This window comes from Streptomyces neyagawaensis (assembly GCF_023516595.1).
GTDB classification, from domain to species: Bacteria; Actinomycetota; Actinomycetes; order Streptomycetales; family Streptomycetaceae; genus Streptomyces; species Streptomyces neyagawaensis.
This window is the reverse complement of record NZ_JAMGBG010000103.1, coordinates 49,308-70,105: the sequence shown is the minus strand read 5'-3', so window position 1 is coordinate 70,105 and position 20,798 is coordinate 49,308. Positions and strand designations below refer to the sequence as shown.

The window sequence follows — 20,798 nt, the reverse complement described above, 5'->3', positions numbered from 1 at the left end:
AGAAGATTCAGACGTCGTACGGACAGGGACCGATGCGCGGATGCTACTCCCTTGAACCCCACGTCAGCACCGGTACGGAAGGGAGCAACACTCCGAACGGCACCCCCCGGAGTGAGGGCGGGATAAGCGACCGACATAATGTCGGTCGTGGCGACAGCAACGACAGTAGATACCGGGCACGCGCACCCGTCGGTCAACCGGCCGAACCTCACCAGCGTCGGAACCATCATCTGGCTGAGTTCCGAGCTGATGTTCTTCGCGGCCCTCTTCGCGATGTACTTCACCCTGCGATCGGTGACTGGTCCGACGTTCTGGGCCGAGAAGGCCGACACCCTGAACTTCCCGTTCTCGGCGACCAACACCACGATCCTGGTGCTCTCCTCCCTGACCTGCCAGCTCGGCGTGTTCGCCGCCGAGCGCGGGGACGTGAAGAAGCTCAGGATGTGGTTCATCGTCACGTTCGTGATGGGTGCGATCTTCATCGGCGGTCAGGTCTTCGAGTACACCGAGCTGGTCAAGCACGAGGGCCTGTCGCTCTCGTCCGACCCGTACGGCTCGGTCTTCTACCTGACCACCGGCTTCCACGGCCTGCACGTGACGGGCGGCCTCATCGCCTTCCTGCTGGTCCTCGGGCGCACCTACGCGGCCAAGAGGTTCACCCACGAGCAGGCGACCGCGGCCATCGTCGTGTCCTACTACTGGCACTTCGTCGATGTCGTCTGGATCGGCCTCTTCGCCACGATCTACATGATCAAGTAATCGGGCGGACGAGCCGGGCGGACCGTACGCCCGCCTCGATCCCGAGAACGACCCTTCCAGAAGCACCGACGCAGAAGATCCTGACACCGGGGTAATCCGTGAAAAAGCTCTCCGTACGACGACGCCATCCGCTGGCGGCGGTCGTCGTCCTACTCATCGCGCTGGCGGCCACCGGGGGGCTGTACACCGCCTTCGCGCCCGCGGACAAGGCGCAGGCCGATGAAACCGCCCAGACCCTCACCATCGAGGAGGGCAAGAAGCTCTACTTGGTGGGCTGCGCCAGCTGCCACGGCAAGGGCGGCGAGGGCACCTCCGACGGGCCGAGCCTGGTGGGCGTGGGCGCGGCTGCCGTCGACTTCCAGGTCGGCACGGGCCGTATGCCGGCGCAGCAGCCCGGCGCGCAGGTCCCGAAGAAGAAGAACATCTACTCGCAGGCCGAGATCGACCAGCTCGCGGCGTACATCGCCTCGCTGGGCGCCGGTCCCGAGATCCCGACCGAGAACGCGTACAACCCCGAGGGCGCGGACATCGCCGAGGGCGGCGAGCTGTTCCGGACGAACTGCGCTCAGTGCCACAACTTCACCGGCAAGGGCGGTGCGCTGTCCGAGGGCAAGTACGCGCCGAGCCTTGAGGGTGTCGACCCGAAGCACATCTACGAGGCCATGCAGACCGGCCCGCAGAACATGCCGTCCTTCCCCGACACCACGCTGTCGGAGGAGAACAAGAAGGACATCATCGCGTACCTCGAAGCGGTCAACAGCGATGACACCGTGGAGCCCGGTGGCCTCAGCCTCGGCGGACTCGGTCCCGTCAGCGAGGGCCTGTTCGGCTGGGTCTTCGGTCTCGGCACGCTGATCGCTGTCGCCGTGTGGGTCGCCGCTCGGACCGCAAAGGCCAAGAAGTCATGAGTAGCCAAGACATTCCAGAAGAGAACCTGCCTGCTGAGCAGGGCGACGCGCACGGCGCGGTGAAGGTCGCGGACGAGGAGAACCCCTTCGCGGACCCCGGCCTCCCGCCCCACGAGCACCGGATCCAGGACATCGACGAGCGGGCCGCCAAGCGGTCCGAGCGCACGGTCGCCCTGCTGTTCACGGTGTCGATGCTGTCCACCATCGCGTTCATCGCCTCGTATGTCGCGATCCCCGTCGACCGGTCGATCTACGTCTGGCCGATCGGGCACATCAGCGCGCTGAACTTCGCGCTGGGCGGCACCCTGGGCCTGGCCCTGTTCTGCATCGGCGCGGGCGCGGTCCACTGGGCCCGCACCCTGATGTCCGATGTGGAGGTCGCCGACGAGCGTCACCCGATCGAGGCCTCTCCCGAGGTCCGCGCGAAGGTCCACGCGGACTTCAAGCAGGGTGCCGCCGAGTCGGGCATCGGCCGCCGCAAGCTGGTGCGCAACACGATGCTCGGCGCGATGGCGATGGTCCCGCTCTCCGGTGTCGTCCTGCTGCGCGACCTCGGTCCGCTGCCCGGCACCAAGCTGCGGCACACCACCTGGGCCAAGGGCAAGAAGCTCGTCAACATGAACACGGGCGAGCCGCTGCGTCCCTCGGACGTCGCGGTCGGGTCGCTGACCTTCGCCATGCCGGCCGGCCTCGACGAGCACGACCACGACTTCCAGAAGAACATCGCCAAGGACGCGCTGATGATCGTCCGGATCCAGCCGGACAACATCAAGTCCAAGAAGTCACTGGAGTGGGGTCACGAGGGCATCCTGGCCTACTCGAAGATCTGCACCCACGTCGGTTGCCCGATCTCCCTGTACGAGCAGCAGACGCACCACGTGCTCTGCCCCTGCCACCAGTCCACCTTCGACCTCGCCGACGCGGGCCAGGTGATCTTCGGTCCCGCGGGTCACGCCCTGCCGCAGCTGCGGATCACGGTCGGCGAAGACGGCTACCTCGAAGCCCTGAGCGACTTCGAAGAGCCCGTCGGTCCTGCCTTCTGGGAGCGCGGATGAGCACTGCAACCACCACCGATTCGCGCGACAAGCGCGGGAAGGCACCGGCCGGCGAGCGCGTCGCCGACTGGGCCGACGGCCGGCTCGGGATCTACTCCCTGGCCAAGGCCAACATGCGCAAGATCTTCCCCGACCACTGGTCGTTCATGTTGGGTGAGGTCTGCCTCTACAGCTTCATCATCATCATCCTCACGGGTGTGTACCTGACGTTGTTCTTCCACCCGTCGATGAACGAGGTGGAGTACCACGGCCCGTACGTCCCGCTGCAGGGCCAGCTGATGTCCGAGGCGTTCAACTCGACCATGCACATCTCGTTCGAGGTGCGCGGTGGTCTGCTGATCCGGCAGATCCACCACTGGGCCGCGTTGGTCTTCCTCGCCGGCATGTTCGTGCACATGATGCGCGTGTTCTTCACCGGCGCGTTCCGCAAGCCGCGTGAGGTCAACTGGCTGTTCGGCTTCCTGCTGTTCGTCCTCGGCATGTTCACCGGCTTCACCGGTTACTCGCTCCCGGACGACCTGCTCTCCGGCACCGGTGTCCGCTTCATGGAGGGCGCGGTCCTGTCCGTGCCGATCGTCGGCACGTACCTGTCGTTCTTCCTCTTCGGCGGGGAGTTCCCCGGCGGCGACTTCGTGGCCCGGTTCTACTCGGTGCACGTGCTGCTGCTGCCCGGCATCATGCTCGGCCTCGTGGTGGCGCACCTGATCCTGGTCTTCTACCACAAGCACACGCAGTTCGCGGGCCCCGGAAAGACGAACAACAACGTCGTCGGCATGCCGCTGCTGCCCGTGTACATGGCCAAGGCCGGAGGCTTCTTCTTCCTGGTCTTCGGTGTCATCGCGATCATCTCGGCGATCGCCACGATCAACCCGATCTGGACGATGGGTCCCTACCGTCCGGACCAGGTGTCGACCGGCGCCCAGCCCGACTGGTACATGGGCTTCTCCGAGGGCCTGATCCGTGTGATGCCGGGCTGGGAGATCAACTTCTGGGGTCACACGCTCGTCCTGGGTGTGTTCATCCCGCTGGTGATCTTCCCGCTGGTCCTGGTCGCGATCGCGGTCTACCCGTTCATCGAGTCCTGGGTCACCGGCGACAAGCGCGAGCACCACATCCTGGACCGCCCGCGCAACGCCCCGACCCGTACGGCCTTCGGCGTCGCGTGGATCACCTGGTACATGGTTCTGCTGATCGGTGGTGGAAACGACCTCTGGGCGACCCACTTCCACCTGTCGATCAACGCCATCACCTGGTTCGTCCGGATCGCGTTCTTCGTGGCGCCGGTCCTCGCGTTCATCGTCACCAAGCGCATCTGCCTCGGCCTCCAGCGCCGCGACAGGGACAAGATCCTGCACGGTCGCGAGACCGGCATCATCAAGCGCCTGCCGCACGGTGAGTTCATCGAGGTCCACGAGCCGCTCAGCCAGGAGCAGCTGCACACGCTCACGGCGCACGAGCAGTACAAGCCGGCCGAGATCGGTCCCGCGGTCGACGAGAACGGCGTCACCCGCAAGATCACGCGTCGCGAGAAGCTGCGGGCCAAGCTGAGCAAGGGCTACTACGGCGAGGACAACCAGATCCTCAAGCCCAGCGTCGAGGAGTACAAGGAGATCACGAGCGGCCACGGCCACCACTGATCCCCCGCTTCGCCACACACGGTCGAAGGGCCCCCGTCCGATCTCCGGACGGGGGCCCTTCGCCGTGCTCGGAGCTGGATAGGGTGAGAGCAATCGATGACCTCGCGTCGCGGGCGGTGACCGTCCCCGCGGCTACGACCACCAGGAGCGGCTGATGAGCGCTGTGACCCCCGCCGGAGGCGACACCGCGGCGGACCGTTCCTGGCCCCAGGTGCTGAACGCGCTCCTCGCCGGGCAGGACCAGGACGCCGGCGCCACGTTCTGGGCGATGGACCAGATCATGCGGGGTGAGGCGACGGACGCGCAGATCGCCGGGTTCGTGGTGGCGCTGAGGGCCAAGGGCGAGACCGTCGACGAGATCACCGGGCTGGTGCGGGCGCTGTACGAGCACGCCAAGGTGATCGAGGTGTCGGGGCGGACCGTCGACATCGTCGGCACGGGCGGCGACGGCGCCAAGACGGTCAACATCTCCACGATGTCGTCGATCGTCGTCGCCGGTACGGGCGCCAAGGTCGTCAAGCACGGCAACCGGGCCGCGTCCTCGGCCTCCGGCGCGTCCGACGTGCTGGAGAAGCTGGGCGTCAATCTGGAGCTGACCCCGCAGCGGGTCGCGGAGGTCGCCGAGGAAGCGGGCATCACCTTCTGCTTCGCGGTGAAGTTCCACCCGGCGCTGCGTCATGTGGCCGCCGCGCGCGGGCAGTTGGGCATCCGTACGGTGTTCAACGCGCTCGGGCCGCTGGCGAACCCGGCGAAGGTGCGGGCCCAGGCGGTCGGCGTGGCCGATCCCCGGATGGCGCCCATCATGGCGGGTGTCTTCGCCGAGCGCGGCAACTCGTCGCTGGTGTTCCGCGGCGACGACGGGCTGGACGAGCTGACGACCACGGCGACGTCGCGGGTGTGGGTCGTCCGCGACGGCAAGGTGACGGAGGAGACGTTCGATCCGCGGGACGTGGGCCTGGAACTGGTGCCGGTGTCCGCGCTGCGGGGCGCCGACGCGTCCTACAACGCGGATGTCGCACGGCGCCTGCTGGCGGGGGAGACGGGCCCGGTCCGCGACGCGGTGCTCCTGAACTCGGCGGCGGCGCTGGTGGCCCTGGACCCGGGCAGCGGGCCGCTGGCGGAGCAGCTGCGGGCGGGGATGGAACGGGCCGCGGAGTCGATCGACTCGGGGGCGGCGCGGAGGGTACTCGACCGCTGGGTCACGGCGACGAATCGGTAGGGCCGGACGCGGTCGGGGGAGGGCCCTGGGGTTCGTTGGCGGCTGCGGGTGAGTGGGGGTTGTTCGCGCAGTTCCCCGCGCCCCTGAAAAGCGACCGGTGCTGCGCCCCGTGCTTTTCAGGCTGAAGGGCGGGCCGCAGGCCCGTTCCCTTCAGGGGCGCGGGGAACTGCGCGACAAGCCACAACGGACCCGCACTCGCCGACGAACCCGTACCCCCGAGTGACTAGGCGCTCTGATCCCGGTATCCGGACAGAGGTTGCGGCGCGTCGATCACTTCGCGTACGTTCCTGATCAGGTCATGAGTGACAGCCACAAGGCCCCGGCCGGCTGTCCGGCAACCCTCCGTCCGTGGCGGGGTGCCCCGGGTGAAGACCAGGTCGTAGGCAGCGAGGTCTACGGCAAGCGCGGACCCCTCGCACACTCGAGAGAAGTGTGGGGCCAGGGGTCCTGGTCGTTCGAGGGAGTCTTCCGTGAGCAAGCGAATGCGATAGGGCCGCCGAGCCCCGCCTCCGCGCACCCCTTTTCCTTCCTTCGGTGTGCCCTTCTTCGGCATGCCCTCTCACGGGAGTTCCCCATGTCTGTCTCCAGCGTCTCCAGCCTTGCCGCCGACCAGTCCGTTTGTGCCCCGCTGTCCGTTCTCGGCAGGGATGTCACCGTCCCGCTGGTCACCGGCGGCGAGGTCACCTACGCCGCGCTCGACTACGCCGCCAGCGCCCCCGCGCTCCAGCGGGTCTGGGACGACGTGGCCGCGTACGCGCCGTACTACGGCAGCGTGCACCGGGGCGCCGGGTATCTGTCGCAGCTGTCGACGGACCTCTTCGAGAACGCCCGCCGCACCGTCGCCGAGTTCCTCGACTGCCGGGAGGACGACCAGCTGGTCTTCACCCGGTCCACCACCGACTCGCTGAACCTCCTCGCCGCGGCCCTGCCCGCCGACTGCCAGGTCTTCGTGTTCGAGACCGAGCATCACGCCTCGCTGCTGCCCTGGCAGGACTCCCGCGTGACCTATCTGGACGCGCCCCGGACGCCCGCCGAGGCCGTCGCCACGCTGGAGCGCGCCCTCGCCGACCGGGACCCCCACGGCCCGGCACTGGTCTGCGTCACCGGCGCCTCCAACGTCACCGGTGAGATCTGGCCGGTGCGTGAACTGGCCGCCGCCGCGCACGCGCACGCCGCGCGGATCGTGCTCGACGCCGCGCAGCTCGCACCCCACCACCCCGTCTCCGTGCGGGACCTGGACGTCGACTGGGTCGCCTTCTCCGGGCACAAGCTGTACGCGCCGTTCGGCTCCGGCGTCCTCGCCGGACGCGCCGACTGGCTGCGGGAGGCGGACCCGTACCTCGCGGGCGGCGGTGCCTCCCGCAAGGTGACCCGGCGGACGGACGGGGGCGTGGACGTCGAGTGGCACGAGACCGCCGCGCGCCACGAGGCCGGCTCGCCCAACGTCATCGGCGCGTACGCCATCGCCTCCGCCTGCAAGGCCCTCACCGAGGCCGGGTTCGACACCCTCGTCGCCCGTGAACGGCACCTGATCGACACGGTCCGCGCCGGGCTCGCCGAGGTGCCGGAGGTCCGGGTGCTCTCCCTGTTCGGCGACGACGCCCCCCGGGTCGGCGTCATCTCCTTCGTCGTCGACGGCTGGAACAGCTCCCACTTCGCGGCGGCCCTGTCCGCCGAGTACGGCATCGGCGTCCGTGACGGCCTGTTCTGCGCCCACCCGCTGGTCCGCACCCTGCTGGGCAGCGACCCGCACACCCAGGGGGAGTGCGGCGCGCCCGAGGCCGCGCCGGGCGAGAAGTCCCTCAACGCGATCCGGGTCAGCTTCGGCGCCGGCACGCCCGACGAGCACGTCGAGCGGTTCGTGGGCGCGGTCAGGGAACTCGTCCGGGACGGTGCCCGGTGGAACTACCGCACCGAGGACGGCCGTTGCGTCCCCGCCACCTGACGTCCCCTGTTGCCACCCTGCCCCAAAGGACAACTGTTCGGGGCTGAGGGGGGCTGCCTAAGGTGAGTGAGCGGTCGGTCTTCGCGGCCGCTCACTACGGGGAGTACGGATGAAGCATGGGATGAAGGGGCTCGCGATCGCCTCCACCATGACGGTGGGCTTGGTGCTGGCGGGCGGGATCCAGGCGGACTCGGCCGAGGCCGCCATGGGCGACTGCAAGCCGAAGGGGTCGCTGTGCCTGTGGGACGCCAAGAACTACAAGCACACCATGACGTACTACAAGGTGAACGCGGTGGCCGACTACAAGTGCGGCAGGGGCGCGTGGGTGCCGCCGTACGCCGACCATCCCACCCGCAAGCGGCTGCCCCGTTCGACGTGGAACCGGACCACCAAGACGTGGTACGGCAAGGACAGCCGGGACAATGACCGTCAGATCGTGCGCAAGACCGGGATGCGCGGGTCGACCGATCCGGACATCGGCGCCTACAAGTCGATCAAGAAGTGGTGCTGGAAGTGACCCGGGAGACGATTCCCGGCTTTCCCGGCTGATCGCCGGACGGCCGTAGAGGCCCTTCGGCAGCTCGACGCGGCGGGCCCCCTCCTCGGAGGGGGCCCGCCGCGTGGCGTCTGTGCGGCCCTCGTCGGCCCTGGTCAGCCGTCCAGGCCGATGGCGAACGCGGCCTCCAGGTCGTGCTGCGAGTACGTCCGGAACGCCACGTGCGTGTCCGTCCCCTGCACCCCCGGGATCTTGCTGATGCGCCCGGGGATCACCTCGGCGAGGTCCTCATGGGCCTTGACCCGGACCATGGCGACCAGATCGTACGTACCGGTCACCGAGAACACCTCGGTCACCGACTCGATCGCGGCGATCGACTCCGCGATCTCCGGGATCCGGTCCACGCTGGTCTTGATGAGCACGATCGCGGTGATCACGGCTGGTGTTCTCCCTCGGGGGCCGGAGCGGGGGCATTCGCTGTCACTCTAGTCCTCCGTCCATAACGCCCCCACGCGTAGACGAACCCCAGTCCGAACCCGACCAGGTGCGCCAAATAGGCGACCCCCGGCCCGGACGTCTCCCGACGCGCGGCCAGCCACTGCAGGGTCACCCAGAACGGCAGGGTCACCCACGCCGGGAAGCGCAGCGGCAGGAAGAACAGGAACGGGAACAGGCTCGTCACCCGCGCTCCGGGAAACAGGAAGAGGAACGCGCCGAGGACGGCGGAGATCGCCCCGGACGCGCCCACCAGCGACTGCTGCGACCCGGCGTGCGCCACCGCGTACGCCACCAGGGCGAGGTACCCGCAGCCCAGGTAGAAGAGGGCGAACTCCACATGGCCCATGCGTTCCTCGACCATCGCCCCGAAGACGAACAGGAACAGCATGTTTCCCAGCAGGTGCAGCCAGCTGCCGTGCACGAAGAGGGCCGTGAAGGGCGTGAGGACCGCGCGGGGCGTGCCGGCGAAGAGTTCGACCGGTACGACACCCCAGCGGCGGAAATAGGCCCGCTGAGCGGCGAGCAGCTCGTCCCCGGCGCCGTACACGGGGTTCAGGCCCGCGGCCGGACCGATCAGGAAGACCAGACAGCAGGCGGCGATCAGCCCGTACGTCACCGGCGCCGACTCGTTCCGCACGGTCCGCTCCAGCGGCTGCCCCGCCCCGGAGCCGGACCGGGCCCCGAAAACATGTGCGCTCCACTTGCCGATCATGAGCAGAGCATGACGTAACGGGACCCACCCGCACAGACCGCCTCGCCGCCGAGGGGGTTCGTCCTCACCGCCGGAGGCACTCCCCGGGCGGACGGGCGGCGAGTACCGGTCAGGCCGTAGGGTTACGAGCCACACGCACCGGGAGACCGGCGCGCGCATCACGGAGACTGGAAGAAGGAAGAGCAGCCACGATGACGGTTCCCCTGCCGACGGCCACGACCCGCTGGCGCTGCACCCTCTGCGGCAACCTCACGCGGTTCGACGTGACCCGCTCGTCCAAGGTCGTCGAGTACGTTCACCTGGACCTCGCGGGGGAGCCGAAGGTCGAGGAGCGCGAGGTGGTCAGTGAGACCATCGAGTCGGTCCGCTGCCGCTGGTGCAACGCCGTGGACCAGGTGGAACTCGTGGACAGGCCGGGCGCCGGCTCCTGAGGACGTGGGCCCCGCTCGCGCGAGTCGGGAGCGGCTGAGGGGCCCGCATGGAAATGGGGTGTGACGGATGGTGGAGACCGCAGGCGGGGGGCCGGGCGACGGCGCCGCTGAGGTGCTCGACCGTCCGCTGCCCGAAGGCGTGCGCCGGCGTGTCGTACAGATCGTGTCGGACGGGTTCGGCGGCCTGACCGTCGCCGAACTGCCCGCGCAGCTCCGGCAGTACGCCCGGTTCGCCCCGAACCGCCGGGTGAAGTTCGCGGGCAACGCCATGGCGGCCGCGGTCGAGGGCGACACGCTTTTCAGACAGCGGATCGCGGAGCGGTTCCGAGAGGCCCACCCGGAACTGGCCGGCGCCCTGGACACGGGAGCCCCGCCACCGGCCGCCGACCCGCTGGACGTGGCGGCCGCCGCGTACGTCCTGCGCCCCACGGGCTGGGTGAAGCTGGTCGCCGCGGCCGGCGAGGAGGCCCTGCGGGCGGACGCCGAGCGGGCCGACGAGGAGAGCCGCGCCGAACTGGAGCGGCTGCGCGAGCAGCTCGCGGAGGCCCGCGACCACACGAAGGCCGAGACCGAACGGCTGCGCCAAGAGCTGGAATCGGCCAAGAAGGACGCCGACTCCCTGCACCGCAAGCTCCGGGCGGCCCTCAGCGACGTCAAGCGCGGCGAGGCCGCCCTGCGCAAGCAGAACGCCGAGATGGAGGCCCTGCGCGCCGAGAGCCACGCCCAGGTGTCCGCCGCCGAGAGCGAGACCCGGCGGCTGAAGGCCCGGCTCGGCGAGGCGGAGGCCGCCCTGGAGGCCACACGGCGGGCGGCCCGCGAGGGGCGCAGCGTCGAGGACATGCGCGTACGGCTGCTGCTGGACACCGTGCTGGACGCAGCTCAGGGCCTCAGACGGGAGCTGGCGCTGCCGCCGGTGTCCGTGCGGCCCGCCGAGACCGTCGACGCCGTCGAGCCGGGGCGGATGACGCCGAAGGACATCGCCGCCCGCGCGCTGTCCGAGAACGACCCGGCGATCCTGGACCAGTTGCTGGCGCTGCCGCAGGCCCACCTCGTGGTCGACGGCTACAACGTCACCAAGACCGGCTATCCGCAGATGCCCCTGGAGAAGCAGCGGTTGCGGCTCCTCGGGCAGCTGTCGCAGCTGGCCGCGCAGACCGGCGCCGAGGTCACCTGTGTCTTCGACGGGGCGGAGCTGGCCGCGCCCGTGCTGCTCGCGCCGCCGCGCGGGGTGCGGGTGCTGTTCTCCAAGCCCGGCGTCACCGCCGACGAGTTGATCCGGCAGCTGGTGCGCGCCGAACCGCCGGGGCGGCCGGTCATCGTCGCCTCCACCGACCGCGAGGTGGCCGACGGCGTCGCCAAGGCGGGCGCGAGGCCGGTGGCGTCGGCGGTGCTCCTGAAACGGCTTTCCTGACCCTTCGGCCCCGTCCGCACCAACCGCAACATACGGCCGGTATGACCGAATTGACGGAACTGTTGCGCAACGTAGCGTCAATCGAGCATTACTGCATGTGTGTTGAGTGTAAATAGTGCGCCGGGGGAGGGGATTTTTGCTGTGTGGGATTTGAAGTGATCACCGTTAGGTCACTAGGGTCTGGGCTCAAACCTCTGGACGGGTGATCGTTGCCGCCGGTCCCCCTTCGGGCGGGCGATCGCTCACAAGAAGGAGTTCACCTACCGTGGCGTCCCACCGTCGACCCAAGCAGCCGAGCCGTGCGCGAGTGAGCGTGCTCACCACCGCCGCCGCCGCTGCCGTGGCACTGACCTCGCAGGCGGCCAACGCCGCCCCCAGCGACAAGCCGAGCAAGGAAGAGGTCAAGGCCAAGGTCGACGCGCTCTACGAGGACGCGGGCCGGGCCACCGACAAGTACAACGGGGCCAAGGAGAAGCAGGAGAAGCTCCAGAAGGAGATCTCCACCATCCAGGACAACGTCGCCCGCGGCCAGGAGGAGCTCAACGAGCTGCGCGAGGGCATAGGCCAGGCGGCCAGCGCCCAGTACCGCACGGGTGGCATCGACTCCTCGATCCAGCTGTTCCTCTCCGCCGACCCCGACGACTACCTGGACAAGGCCGCCACCCTGGACCAGTTGAGCGGCCAGCAGGTCGAGCAGCTGAAGAAGATCCAGGAGAAGCAGCGGGCGCTCGCCCAGCAGCGCCAGGAGGCGGCCGAGAAGCTCGAGGACCTCGCCGAGACCCGCGAGACCCTGGGCAAGAAGAAGAAGGAATACCAGAACAAGCTCGCCGCGGCGCAGAAGCTCCTCAACAGCCTCACCGCCCAGGAGCGGGCCGACCTCGCCGAGGACGAGCAGCGCGCCAGCCGCGACGCCGGCGAGCGCGTCGAACTCGGCAAGGACGTCCCCGCCTCCGACCGCGCCGCCGCCGCGCTGGCCGCCGCCGACACTCAGCTCGGCAAGCCGTATGTCTCCGGTGGCAGCGGCCCCAACTCCTACGACTGCTCCGGCCTCACGCAGTGGGCGTACGCGCAGGCCGGTGTGTCGATCTCCCGGACCACGTACACCCAGCAGAACGACGGCACGAAGATCGGTCGCGACCAGCTGATGCCGGGCGACCTGGTGTTCTTCAACAACCTGGGCCACGTCGGCCTCTACGCCGGCAACAACACGGTCATCCACGCCCCCTACCCGGGCAAGGTCGTCCGCTACGAGTCGATGGACACCATCGGTTCCTTCCAGTTCGGCGTTCGTGTCGTCTGACGCATTCACGGCTCGAACGAGGCCGGTTGTCACGCACCGTGACAACCGGCCTCTTTCCGCTTCAAGATCAGGACACAACGCCGCCCGAACGGGCGAATTCCCGCACCTCGCACTGACCCCGCGCCCCGCTGGTGACCTGCGCCCCGAGCAAGGTGTCACGCTCCGTGTCCGCGGAGGTCTTTGGCTGTGACCGGGTCGCGCGGCTACTGTCGGCCGCGCCTTCCTCACCCGCCGTGAGAACGCCCCCGCGAAGGGGCACCTCGACGCCGTGCCGGGGGAGGATCCTGTCCGCCGTCGAAGGGAGTGCGGCTTCCCGTGGGGTCCCACAGTCGTCTTGTACCGTCCGGTTTCGACCGGGGCGCAGCCGCCGCCCTGGGCGTGCTGTCCGCCGCGGCCGCCGCGCTCGGCGCCATCCCCGTCCAGCAGGCCGCCGCCGCGCCGCACGACAACTCCACCCGCGCCGAGGTGGACCGGCTGTACGAGCAGGCCGAACGGGCCACCGAGGCGTACAACAAGGCCGACGAGCGCGCCGACGAGCTGCGCGACCAGATCGGCGCCGCCCAGGACGCCATCGCCCGCAAGCAGGACAGCGTCAACACCATGCGGGAGTCCCTCGGTTCGCTGGCCGGCGCGCAGTACCGCTCGGGCGCCCTCGACCCGTCGCTCGCCCTGCTGTTCTCCACCGACCCGGACGACTACCTCGCCAAGGCCTCCGCGCTCGACCGGATCAGCACCCACCAGGCGGGCGAACTCCGCGACCTCCAGCAGGCGGTGCGGGAGCTCGCCCAGAAGCGCCAGGAGGCCACCGGGAAGCTCACCGAGCTGGAGAAGAGCCGCAAGGCCGTCGCCGCGCACAAGCGGACCGTCGAGCGGAAGCTCGCCAAGGCCCGCGAACTCCTCAACTCCCTGCCCGACGAGGAGCGCGCGGAGTACGACCGCGCCTCCCGCTCCGGCCGCGCCGAGATGGAGCAGGAGACCCCCGAGCCCTCGGGTGCCGACGCCCCCAACGCCCGTGCCGCCACCGCCGTCTCCGCGGCCCGCTCCGCCCTCGGCAAGCCGTACATCTGGGGGTCCACCGGCCCGAACGGCTTCGACTGCTCGGGCCTGATGGTGTGGTCGTACGCCCAGGCAGGTGTCGCGCTCCCGCGGACCTCGCAGGCCCAGCGGTACGCGGGCACCCAGGTCCCGCTCTCCCAGGCCCAGCCGGGAGACCTGGTCACCTACCGCTCCGACGCCAGCCACGTCGGTATGTACGTGGGCAACGGCCAGGTCATTCACGCCCCCTACCCGGGCGCCCCCGTCCGCTACGACCCCGTCGGCATGATGCCCATCGCCTCGGTCACCCGCCCCTGACCGCGGACCCCGCCGCATCGAGGCCCGGCCGCCCCGCCCCGGGGGCGGCCGGGCCGCCGTACGATCGGGAACGTGGCTGGTCGAAGGCGTGCGCTCGCGGGAGGCGCGGGAGTCTGTCTCGCGCTGACCCTGCTCGCCGGCTGCGGCGGCGCGGCACCGGACTCCGCGCGCGCCGACGTCGAGGCCATGCTCGACCGGCGGGCGACGGCGGTCCTGGAACGGGACGCGGCGGCGTACCGGGCCACCGAGGAGCCGGTGGTCACCACGCGCGGTCAACGGGCCACCGGGGCGGCCGAGTTCGCGAACCTCCGCGATCTGCCCCTGGCCTCCTGGTCCTACGACCTCACCGGCTTCCGGCGCACAGGCGACCGGGCGACCGCCGAGGCGGCCCTGCGCTACCGGATACGCGGCTACGACAAGGCGCCCGTCACCGCCGTACGCACGCTGACCCTGGCGCGGGACGGCGACGGCCGCTGGCGGGTCGCCTCCGACGAGCCATCGGACAAGGGCACCGAACAGCTGTGGGAACAGGGGCCGATACGGGCCGTCCGCGGTGAGCGGAGCCTGGTGCTCGGGGTGGGCCGGTCGGACGCGGACCTGCGGGAGTACGCCCGGCTGGCGGACCGGGCCGTGCCCGCCGTGACCGAGGCGTGGGGCGAGGACTGGGCACGCCGGGTCGTCGTCCTCGTCCCGAAGTCGCTGGAGGAGATGGCGGAGCTCCTCGGGGCGCCCGCGTCCGGCTACCAGGGGATCGCCGCCGTCACCACCGGGGAGGCCGGAGGCGCGGCCAGGGCGCCCGCGGACCGGATCATCGTCAACCCCGACGCGTACGGGGTGCTCGGCGCGTTCGGCAAGCAGGTCGTCCTCACCCATGAGACGACCCATGTCGCCACCCGCGCCCACACCAACGCCGCCACGCCCCTGTGGCTCTCCGAGGGGTACGCCGACTGGGCCGGATACCGGGCGACCGGCCGCACCGCGCCGGAGGTCGCCCCGGAGCTGCGGAGGGCGGTCGCGGCGGGTCGGGTCCCCGGCGCGCTGCCGACGGACGCCGACTTCGGGTTCTCCGGCGACTCGGGCCGGCTCGCCCGCGCCTACGAGGGCGGCTGGCTCGCCTGCCGGCTGATCGCGGACCGCTGGGGCGAGGTACGGCTCGACGAGTTCTACCGCGCCGTCGCAGCCCACGGGAAGCGCCCCGGGGCCGTGGAGGGCGCCCTGAAGGACGTCCTGGGCACGAACCTCGCCGCCTTCACGGCACAGTGGCGGGATTACGTACGGGCGCAGCTCGACTGAGCGCCGGGCTCCTGGGCGCACGCGGCCCGCCGGGCGTGGCGACGCCGCGGAGATCCATCAGAAGGGCCCTAACCGTGCGCGGTGCCGGTGACGTCGACCGCTTCCGTGCCCTCGCGGCGCATCCGCTCCACACCCCAGGCGCCGAGCGGCTCCAACGCCCGGTTGAGCGTCCGCCCGTCCTCGGTCAGGGAGTACTCCACCCGCGGCGGCACTTCGGCGTAGACCTCCCGGTGTACGAGGCCGTCCTCCTCCAGCTCGCGCAGGTGCTGCGTCAGCATCTTTTCGCTCACGCCCGGCATCCCGCGGCGGAGCTCGGCGAAGCGGCGTACGCGGTGGACCTCCAGTTCCCAGAGGATGAACCCCTTCCACTTGCCGCTCAACACGTCGAACGCGGCGTCGATGCCGCAGATGTACGGCCCCCGTCTCGGCGCCCTCGCCATCACGATCCCCCTAACGGAAAGGTAAGTACCGCAGTAATTAGTCGGTACTTCCGAGACTAGTGGCGCTGTTCGAGCATGGAGGGGTGAACGCACACCAGAACACCCCTACCAGCAAGGACAGTTCCGTCACCGTCATCGGGCTCGGCCCGATGGGGCAGGCGATGACCCGCACCCTGCTCGCCGCCGGCCACCCGGTCACCGTCTGGAACCGCACCGCCTCCCGCGCCGACGGCCTCGTCGCCGACGGCGCGACCCTCGCGGCGACCCCCGGCGAGGCGGTCGAGGCGAGTGATCTCGTGATCCTCAGCCTCACCGACTACCGGGCCATGTACGACATCCTCGACCGCGCCGCCGCGTCCCTCGCGGGCCGGACGCTGGTCAACCTCAGCTCCGACACCCCGGGCCGCACCCGCGAGGCGGCGACCTGGGCGGCGGGCCACGGGGCCGCCTTCCTCACCGGGGGTGTCATGGTCCCCGCGCCGATGGTCGGCACGCCGGCGTCGCAGGTCTACTACAGCGGCGACGCCCCGGTGTTCGAGCGGCACCGGGAGGCGCTGGCCCGGCTGGGGACACCGCGGTACCTGGGCGCGGACCCGGGCCTCGCCCAGCTGATGTACCAGGCCCAGCTCGCCGTGTTCCTCACCACCCTGTCGGGGCTGATGCACGCCACCGCGATGCTGGGTTCGGCGGGGACACCCGCCAAGGAGGCGCTGCCGGAGCTGCTGTCCTTCACCGACTCGATCGGCGCCATGCTGAGGGCCGGTGAGGAGCACCCCGGTGCCGCGCTCGACGCGGGCGAGCACCCGGGCGACCTCAGCACGGTCACCATGATGGGCGCGACGTCCGACCACATCGTCGAGACCAGCACGTCGCTCGGCCTCGACCTCGCGCTGCCCCTGGCGGTGCAGGCCCACTACCTGCGCGCCATCGAGGACGGCCACGGCGGCGACAACTGGACCCGCATCATCGACAGCATCCGCGGCCGCGGCTGACGCCGCCGTCGCGCCGGGCACGCTCAGGAGTTCAGCGACTCCCTGGTGCGGGCCGCCTGCCCCGGGACCGCGGCCCGGCGCGGGTGCGGAACCGTGCTCCGCCACAGTTCGAGGGCGGCGACGAGCGAGGCCAGCACAAGGAGCCCGTTGCGGACGAAGAGGAGCGTGATGCCCAGCCAGTCGCTCATGACGACATGGCCGAACCAGATCGGGAACTCCAGCACGGTCACGAAGGACGCCATCAGGACCAGGACGGCGGGCCACCGCATACGATCCGCCCGGAAGCAGAGGCACACGGCCGCGAGGCCGACCAGCCACACCATGTACTGGGGGCTGATCACCCTGCTGGTCGCCGTGAACATCAGCACCGCCGTGAACGCGGCGTCCGCGAGGGTGTGCGGCGCGAACCGCCGGGCCCGCACCCGCCACAGCAGCAGCCAGGCGAACGCCACCCCGCTCAGGGCCAGGGCCGCGTCGCTCACGACGTCGACGTGGTCGCCGAGGAACTCGACCGAGCCGTAGTTCAGCAGTACCTGGCCGTCCCAGCCGAAGTGCCGGGCCACGTGGAAGACGAGGGCGCCCAGCGACTCCACCTCGGTGCCCCGGTCGCGCTGGAAGGTCAGGAAGGCGAACGCGCCGGGCATCGAGACGGCGAAGACCAGCGACAGGCCGGCCGCCGTGGCCGCCGCCCAGAGCCACGCCGTACGGCCGCGGGCCCCCAGGAGCAACAGGGCCGGCCACACCTTCAACAGGGCCGCGAAGGCCGTCAGCGCCCCCAGCACCGCCGGGCGGCGGCTGCCGGCGAGGAGCGCGGCGACGGCGACCGCGGTCACCATCACGTCGTAGCGGGCGTACACCGTCGGGCCGAGCAGCGGCAGGCCCACCGCCCACACCCAGGCACCGCGCCGGGACCGCCCCGGCCGGCCGCCGGTGTACAGGAGCAGGGCGAGCACCGCCAGATCGGCGAGGAAGGCGAGGACGAAGAACGCGGAGGCGTACTCCAGGAACGGCAGCAGCGCGGGGGAGAGGATCGCGAGGGCGGCGGCGGGCGGGTACTGCCACGTCACGTCGTCCAGCGGATACGTTCCGGTGCGCAGGGTGCCGTACCAGCCCTGGTAGATGACCGACACGTCCGTGGTGACGTCCGGGCCCGGGAACACCCACACCTTGAACACGAACAGCAGCAGGACCAGCCTGGTCGCGCCCCAGACCGCGAGCAGGCCGAACGGGGGCCGCCGTGTGCCCGTCATGTCCAGCTGAGCCATCCGATGCCCCTGTCCGAAGTGCCGCCGCGCCCGGCGTGTCGTCTCCGCGCGGGTTACCCCACGATTGTGCGGGTGGGGGGACATGATCTCCCGTCCGACTGGAAGACGGCGGTGAAACGGGGGCGGATCCTGCGCGAGGTGTCTGCCGCGCGGGTCCCGTGCGTGGTGCCTCTCGCCGGGTCCCGTGCGGGGTGCCTCGCGGCGGCTGTCACGGCCCCGTTCGGTAGGGTCGGCGGCGATGCACAAGACCCTGATCGTGACCAACGACTTCCCGCCCCGGCCCGGCGGCATCCAGGCGTTCCTGCACAACATGGCGCTGCGTCTGGACCCCGAGAAGGTCGTCGTCTACGCCTCCACCTGGAAGCGGAGCCGCGAGGGCGTCGAGGCGACGGCCGCCTTCGACGCCGAGCAGCCCTTCACCGTCGTGCGCGACCGCACGACCATGCTGCTGCCGACGCCCGGCGCCACGCGGACGGCCGTACGGCTGCTGCGGGAGCACGGCTGCACGTCCGTGTGGTTCGGGGCGGCGGCCCCCCTCGGCCTGATGGCCCCCGCGCTGCGCCGGGCGGGCGCCCGGCGGCTGGTGGCCACCACGCACGGCCACGAGGCGGGCTGGGCGCAGCTGCCCGCCGCCCGGCAGCTGCTGCGGCGGATCGGCGAGGGCACGGACACGATCACCTACCTCGGCGAGTACACGCGCTCCCGGATCGCCACGGCCCTCACCCCCGAGGCGGCCGGGCGCATGGTCCAGCTGCCGCCCGGCGTGGACGAGAAGACCTTCCACCCGGACTCCGGCGGCGACGAGGTCCGCGCCCGGCTCGGGCTCACCGACCGGCCGGTGGTCGTGTGCGTCTCCCGGCTGGTCCCCCGCAAGGGCCAGGACACCCTGATCCGGGCGATGCCGGTGATCCTCGCGAAGGAGCCGGACGCGGTCCTGCTGATCGTCGGCGGAGGGCCGTACGAGAAGGAGCTGCGCCGTCTCGCCGAGGAGACCGGCGTCGCCGGGTCGGTCCGTTTCACCGGGTCCGTGCCCTGGTCCGAACTGCCCGCCCACTACGGCGCGGGCGACGTCTTCGCCATGCCGTGCCGCACCCGGCGGGGCGGGCTGGACGTGGAGGGCCTCGGCATCGTCTACCTGGAGGCGTCCGCCACCGGCCTCCCCGTGGTCGCCGGTGACTCCGGCGGCGCCCCCGACGCGGTGCTCGACGGCGAGACCGGCTGGGTCGTGCGGGGCGGTCACCCGGAGGAGGCCGCGGAGCGCGTCGTCACCCTGCTCAGCGATCCCGAGCTGCGCCGCCGGATGGGGGAGCGGGGGCGGGCGTGGGTGGAGGAACGGTGGCGGTGGGACACATTGGCCGAAAAGTTGGAGTTGTTGCTGTAGGGGCAAAAGGGTCATCCAGCATCTCTGGTGGGAATGGGGGCGTCCGCCCATCCTGTGTGCATGACAGAGAAACTGACGCAACATCACCTTTCTCGCCGTCGCATCCTCGGCATGGCTGCCCTCCAGACGGCCGCCGCCCTCGGGCTCACCAGAGTCGGCCTCCAGTCGGCGCACGCCGTCGAGCCCGACGCCGTCGACACCTCCCCGGCCCTCGTCATCGGCTCGGGCTACGGCGCCGCCGTGGCCGCCCTCCGCCTCGGACAGGCCGGTATCCGCACCGTCGTCCTGGAGATGGGCCGACTGTGGAACACGGTCGGCCCGGACGGCAAGGTCTTCTGTTCGACCAGGGAACCGGACAGCAGATCCATGTGGTTCAAGACCCGCACGGAGGCCCCGCTCGCCACCTTCCTGTGGCTGGACGTCGTCAACCGGGACATCAGCCCCTACCCCGGCGTCCTGGACCGGGTCCGCTACGCCAACATGTCCGTCTTCCTGGGCCGCGGCGTCGGCGGCGGCTCCCTCGTCAACGGCAGCATGGCCGTCACCCCCCTCCCGTCGTACTTCGCCGAGCAGTTCCCCACCGTCGACGCCGCCGAGATGTACGGCACGTACTTCCCGCGCGCCCGCGCCATGCTCGGCGTCAACACCGTCGACCCGGCGTGGTTCGAGTCCACCGAGTGGTACCGCTTCAGCCGTGTCTCCCGCGCCCACGCCCAGAAGGCCGGCCTGCGGACCACCTTCGTGCCGAGCGTCTACGACTTCGGCTACATGCAGCGCGAGGCGGCCGGCACGGCGACCAAGTCGGCCCTCGCCGGGGAGGTCATCTACGGCAACAACCACGGCAAGAAGAGCCTCGACAAGACGTACCTCGCCGCCGCCCTCGGCACCGGAAACGTCACCATCCACACCATGGAGCGGGCCAGGGGCATCCGCAGGGAGCCCGACGGGACGTACGTCGTCACCGTCGACCGCGTCGACGACACCGACACGGTCGTCGAGACCAAGGAGTACGGCTGCACGTACCTCTTCCTCGGCGCGGGGAGCGTCGGTACCTCCGAACTCCTCGTCCGGGCACGGGCCAAGGGCACCCTGCCCGCACTGAACGCGAGCGTGGGGGCCGGCTGGGGCCCCAACGGCAATGTGATGCTCGGCCGGGCCAACCACCTGTGGGACACGGTCGGGGCGAACCAGTCGACCATGCCGGTGCTCGGCATCGACGACTGGGCCAACACCGCCAACCCCGTCTTCGCCGAGATAGCCCCGCTGCCCACCGGTCTTGAGCACTGGGTCAGCCTCTACCTCGCCCTCACCAAGAACCCCGAGCGCGCCTCGTTCACCTACGACGCCGCGAGCGACTCGGCGAAGCTCGGCTGGAGCGCCGCCCAGAGCGCGGTCTCCGTCTCCATGGCCAAGAAGCTGTTCGACCGGATCAACTCGGCCAACCACACGATCTACCGGTACGACCTGTTCGGCTCGTCCAACAAGGTGTTCGCCGACGACTTCACCTACCACCCGCTGGGCGGCTGTGTGCTGGGCAAGGCGACCGACGACTACGGGAGGGTGAAGGGCTACTCGAAGCTCTACGTCACCGACGGCTCGCTGGTGCCCGGCTCGATCGGCGTCAACCCGTTCGTCACCATCACCGCGCTCGCCGAACGCACGATGGCGCGGGTCCTCGCCGAGGACACCGCGCCATAGCCGTA

Annotated in this window: 19 protein-coding genes and 1 riboswitch; of the genes, 15 read left to right on the top strand and 4 right to left on the bottom strand. The window is 70.6% G+C overall.

Translation table 11 applies throughout. The features are described from left to right. Positions 1-138: 138 nt before the first annotated feature. The 7 genes from ctaE (at position 139) to M8J73_RS33130 (ending at position 8,040) form a co-directional block, all read left to right on the top strand. Positions 139-759, top strand: coding sequence for an aa3-type cytochrome oxidase subunit III (ctaE, locus tag M8J73_RS33160; protein ID WP_055512653.1), 621 nt, complete (start codon positions 139-141; stop codon positions 757-759). 98 nt (positions 760-857) lie between these two features. Next, a complete protein-coding gene (gene qcrC / locus M8J73_RS33155) occupies positions 858-1,667 on the top strand; it encodes a cytochrome bc1 complex diheme cytochrome c subunit (RefSeq protein ID WP_055539536.1) in 810 nt (269 codons plus the stop codon). Next, on the top strand, positions 1,664-2,722 hold the full coding sequence (gene qcrA / locus M8J73_RS33150; RefSeq protein WP_055539535.1) for a cytochrome bc1 complex Rieske iron-sulfur subunit: 1,059 nt from the start codon (positions 1,664-1,666) through the stop codon (positions 2,720-2,722). The genes qcrC and qcrA overlap by 4 nt, the downstream gene beginning before the upstream one ends. Next, complete coding sequence (gene qcrB / locus M8J73_RS33145) at positions 2,719-4,359, top strand: cytochrome bc1 complex cytochrome b subunit (protein ID WP_055539534.1); 1,641 nt, start codon at positions 2,719-2,721, stop codon at positions 4,357-4,359. Before qcrA ends, qcrB begins: the two co-directional genes overlap by 4 nt. Before the next feature lie 154 nt (positions 4,360-4,513). Continuing rightward, a complete protein-coding gene (gene trpD, locus M8J73_RS33140; protein ID WP_055539533.1) occupies positions 4,514-5,578 on the top strand; it encodes an anthranilate phosphoribosyltransferase in 1,065 nt (354 codons plus the stop codon). Between the two features lie 294 nt (positions 5,579-5,872). Continuing rightward, positions 5,873-5,989, top strand: a riboswitch (SAM riboswitch). Between the two features lie 163 nt (positions 5,990-6,152). Then, complete coding sequence (locus M8J73_RS33135) at positions 6,153-7,523, top strand: aminotransferase class V-fold PLP-dependent enzyme (RefSeq protein WP_055541557.1); 1,371 nt, start codon at positions 6,153-6,155, stop codon at positions 7,521-7,523. Positions 7,524-7,632: 109 nt separating this feature from the next. Continuing rightward, the gene (locus M8J73_RS33130; protein WP_157873289.1) at positions 7,633-8,040 is read left to right on the top strand and encodes a hypothetical protein; all 408 of its coding nucleotides are present in this window, start codon (positions 7,633-7,635) and stop codon (positions 8,038-8,040) included. A 134-nt stretch (positions 8,041-8,174) separates the two neighbouring features. Here the strand turns inward: M8J73_RS33130 and M8J73_RS33125 are convergent, their stop codons facing one another. Both M8J73_RS33125 and M8J73_RS33120 read right to left on the bottom strand, forming a co-directional pair. After that, entirely contained in the window at positions 8,175-8,456 is a 282-nt protein-coding gene (locus tag M8J73_RS33125; RefSeq protein WP_055516478.1) for an Lrp/AsnC family transcriptional regulator, read from the bottom strand. Further along, positions 8,453-9,229 (bottom strand): rhomboid family intramembrane serine protease, encoded by a 777-nt coding sequence (locus tag M8J73_RS33120; protein ID WP_055541555.1) that lies wholly within the window; start codon positions 9,227-9,229, stop codon positions 8,453-8,455. The genes M8J73_RS33125 and M8J73_RS33120 overlap by 4 nt, the downstream gene beginning before the upstream one ends. Before the next feature lie 191 nt (positions 9,230-9,420). Here M8J73_RS33120 and M8J73_RS33115 point away from each other — a divergent pair, with 191 nt between their 5' ends. The 5 genes from M8J73_RS33115 (at position 9,421) to M8J73_RS33095 (ending at position 15,017) form a co-directional block, all read left to right on the top strand. Continuing rightward, entirely contained in the window at positions 9,421-9,660 is a 240-nt protein-coding gene (locus M8J73_RS33115) for a hypothetical protein (protein ID WP_055541554.1), read from the top strand. 67 nt (positions 9,661-9,727) lie between these two features. Then, positions 9,728-11,071 (top strand): NYN domain-containing protein, encoded by a 1,344-nt coding sequence (locus M8J73_RS33110; protein WP_055541553.1) that lies wholly within the window; start codon positions 9,728-9,730, stop codon positions 11,069-11,071. Positions 11,072-11,336: 265 nt separating this feature from the next. Further along, the gene (locus tag M8J73_RS33105; protein ID WP_055541552.1) at positions 11,337-12,371 is read left to right on the top strand and encodes a C40 family peptidase; all 1,035 of its coding nucleotides are present in this window, start codon (positions 11,337-11,339) and stop codon (positions 12,369-12,371) included. Between the two features lie 315 nt (positions 12,372-12,686). Continuing rightward, the gene (locus tag M8J73_RS33100; RefSeq protein ID WP_055541550.1) at positions 12,687-13,724 is read left to right on the top strand and encodes a C40 family peptidase; all 1,038 of its coding nucleotides are present in this window, start codon (positions 12,687-12,689) and stop codon (positions 13,722-13,724) included. Positions 13,725-13,796: 72 nt separating this feature from the next. Continuing rightward, positions 13,797-15,017: a Cif family virulence factor gene (locus M8J73_RS33095; protein ID WP_249829443.1), complete on the top strand. Its 1,221-nt coding sequence runs from the start codon at positions 13,797-13,799 to the stop codon at positions 15,015-15,017. A gap of 68 nt (positions 15,018-15,085) precedes the next feature. Here M8J73_RS33095 and M8J73_RS33090 read toward each other — a convergent pair whose 3' ends face one another. After that, positions 15,086-15,457: a winged helix-turn-helix transcriptional regulator gene (locus tag M8J73_RS33090; RefSeq protein ID WP_055541227.1), complete on the bottom strand. Its 372-nt coding sequence runs from the start codon at positions 15,455-15,457 to the stop codon at positions 15,086-15,088. Between the two features lie 83 nt (positions 15,458-15,540). Here M8J73_RS33090 and M8J73_RS33085 point away from each other — a divergent pair, with 83 nt between their 5' ends. Continuing rightward, positions 15,541-16,449 (top strand): NAD(P)-dependent oxidoreductase, encoded by a 909-nt coding sequence (locus tag M8J73_RS33085; RefSeq protein ID WP_055541226.1) that lies wholly within the window; start codon positions 15,541-15,543, stop codon positions 16,447-16,449. Positions 16,450-16,472: 23 nt separating this feature from the next. On the opposite strand, the gene M8J73_RS33080 is transcribed toward M8J73_RS33085, so the two are convergent. Continuing rightward, the gene (locus M8J73_RS33080) at positions 16,473-17,714 is read right to left on the bottom strand and encodes a glycosyltransferase 87 family protein (protein WP_055541225.1); all 1,242 of its coding nucleotides are present in this window, start codon (positions 17,712-17,714) and stop codon (positions 16,473-16,475) included. A gap of 238 nt (positions 17,715-17,952) precedes the next feature. On the opposite strand from M8J73_RS33080, the gene M8J73_RS33075 reads away from it, so the two are divergent. After that, entirely contained in the window at positions 17,953-19,095 is a 1,143-nt protein-coding gene (locus tag M8J73_RS33075) for a glycosyltransferase family 4 protein (protein WP_249829442.1), read from the top strand. 60 nt (positions 19,096-19,155) lie between these two features. Then, positions 19,156-20,793 carry a GMC oxidoreductase gene (locus tag M8J73_RS33070; protein WP_476718384.1) on the top strand — a complete coding sequence of 546 codons (1,638 nt, stop codon included), beginning with the start codon at positions 19,156-19,158 and terminating at the stop codon, positions 20,791-20,793. The last annotated feature ends 5 nt before the right edge of the window (positions 20,794-20,798 follow it).

Coding starts and splice junctions, on each gene's coding strand:
- M8J73_RS33080 (WP_055541225.1), bottom strand. CDS start 17,714: ATGGCTCAGCTGGACATGACGGGCACACGGCGGCCCCCGTTCGGCCTG.
- qcrB (WP_055539534.1), top strand. CDS start 2,719: ATGAGCACTGCAACCACCACCGATTCGCGCGACAAGCGCGGGAAGGCA.
- M8J73_RS33120 (WP_055541555.1), bottom strand. CDS start 9,229: ATGATCGGCAAGTGGAGCGCACATGTTTTCGGGGCCCGGTCCGGCTCC.
- ctaE (WP_055512653.1), top strand. CDS start 139: ATGTCGGTCGTGGCGACAGCAACGACAGTAGATACCGGGCACGCGCAC.
- M8J73_RS33070 (WP_476718384.1), top strand. CDS start 19,156: ATGACAGAGAAACTGACGCAACATCACCTTTCTCGCCGTCGCATCCTC.
- M8J73_RS33135 (WP_055541557.1), top strand. CDS start 6,153: ATGTCTGTCTCCAGCGTCTCCAGCCTTGCCGCCGACCAGTCCGTTTGT.
- M8J73_RS33090 (WP_055541227.1), bottom strand. CDS start 15,457: ATGGCGAGGGCGCCGAGACGGGGGCCGTACATCTGCGGCATCGACGCC.
- trpD (WP_055539533.1), top strand. CDS start 4,514: ATGAGCGCTGTGACCCCCGCCGGAGGCGACACCGCGGCGGACCGTTCC.
- M8J73_RS33075 (WP_249829442.1), top strand. CDS start 17,953: ATGCACAAGACCCTGATCGTGACCAACGACTTCCCGCCCCGGCCCGGC.
- M8J73_RS33130 (WP_157873289.1), top strand. CDS start 7,633: ATGAAGCATGGGATGAAGGGGCTCGCGATCGCCTCCACCATGACGGTG.
- M8J73_RS33115 (WP_055541554.1), top strand. CDS start 9,421: ATGACGGTTCCCCTGCCGACGGCCACGACCCGCTGGCGCTGCACCCTC.
- qcrA (WP_055539535.1), top strand. CDS start 1,664: ATGAGTAGCCAAGACATTCCAGAAGAGAACCTGCCTGCTGAGCAGGGC.
- M8J73_RS33110 (WP_055541553.1), top strand. CDS start 9,728: ATGGTGGAGACCGCAGGCGGGGGGCCGGGCGACGGCGCCGCTGAGGTG.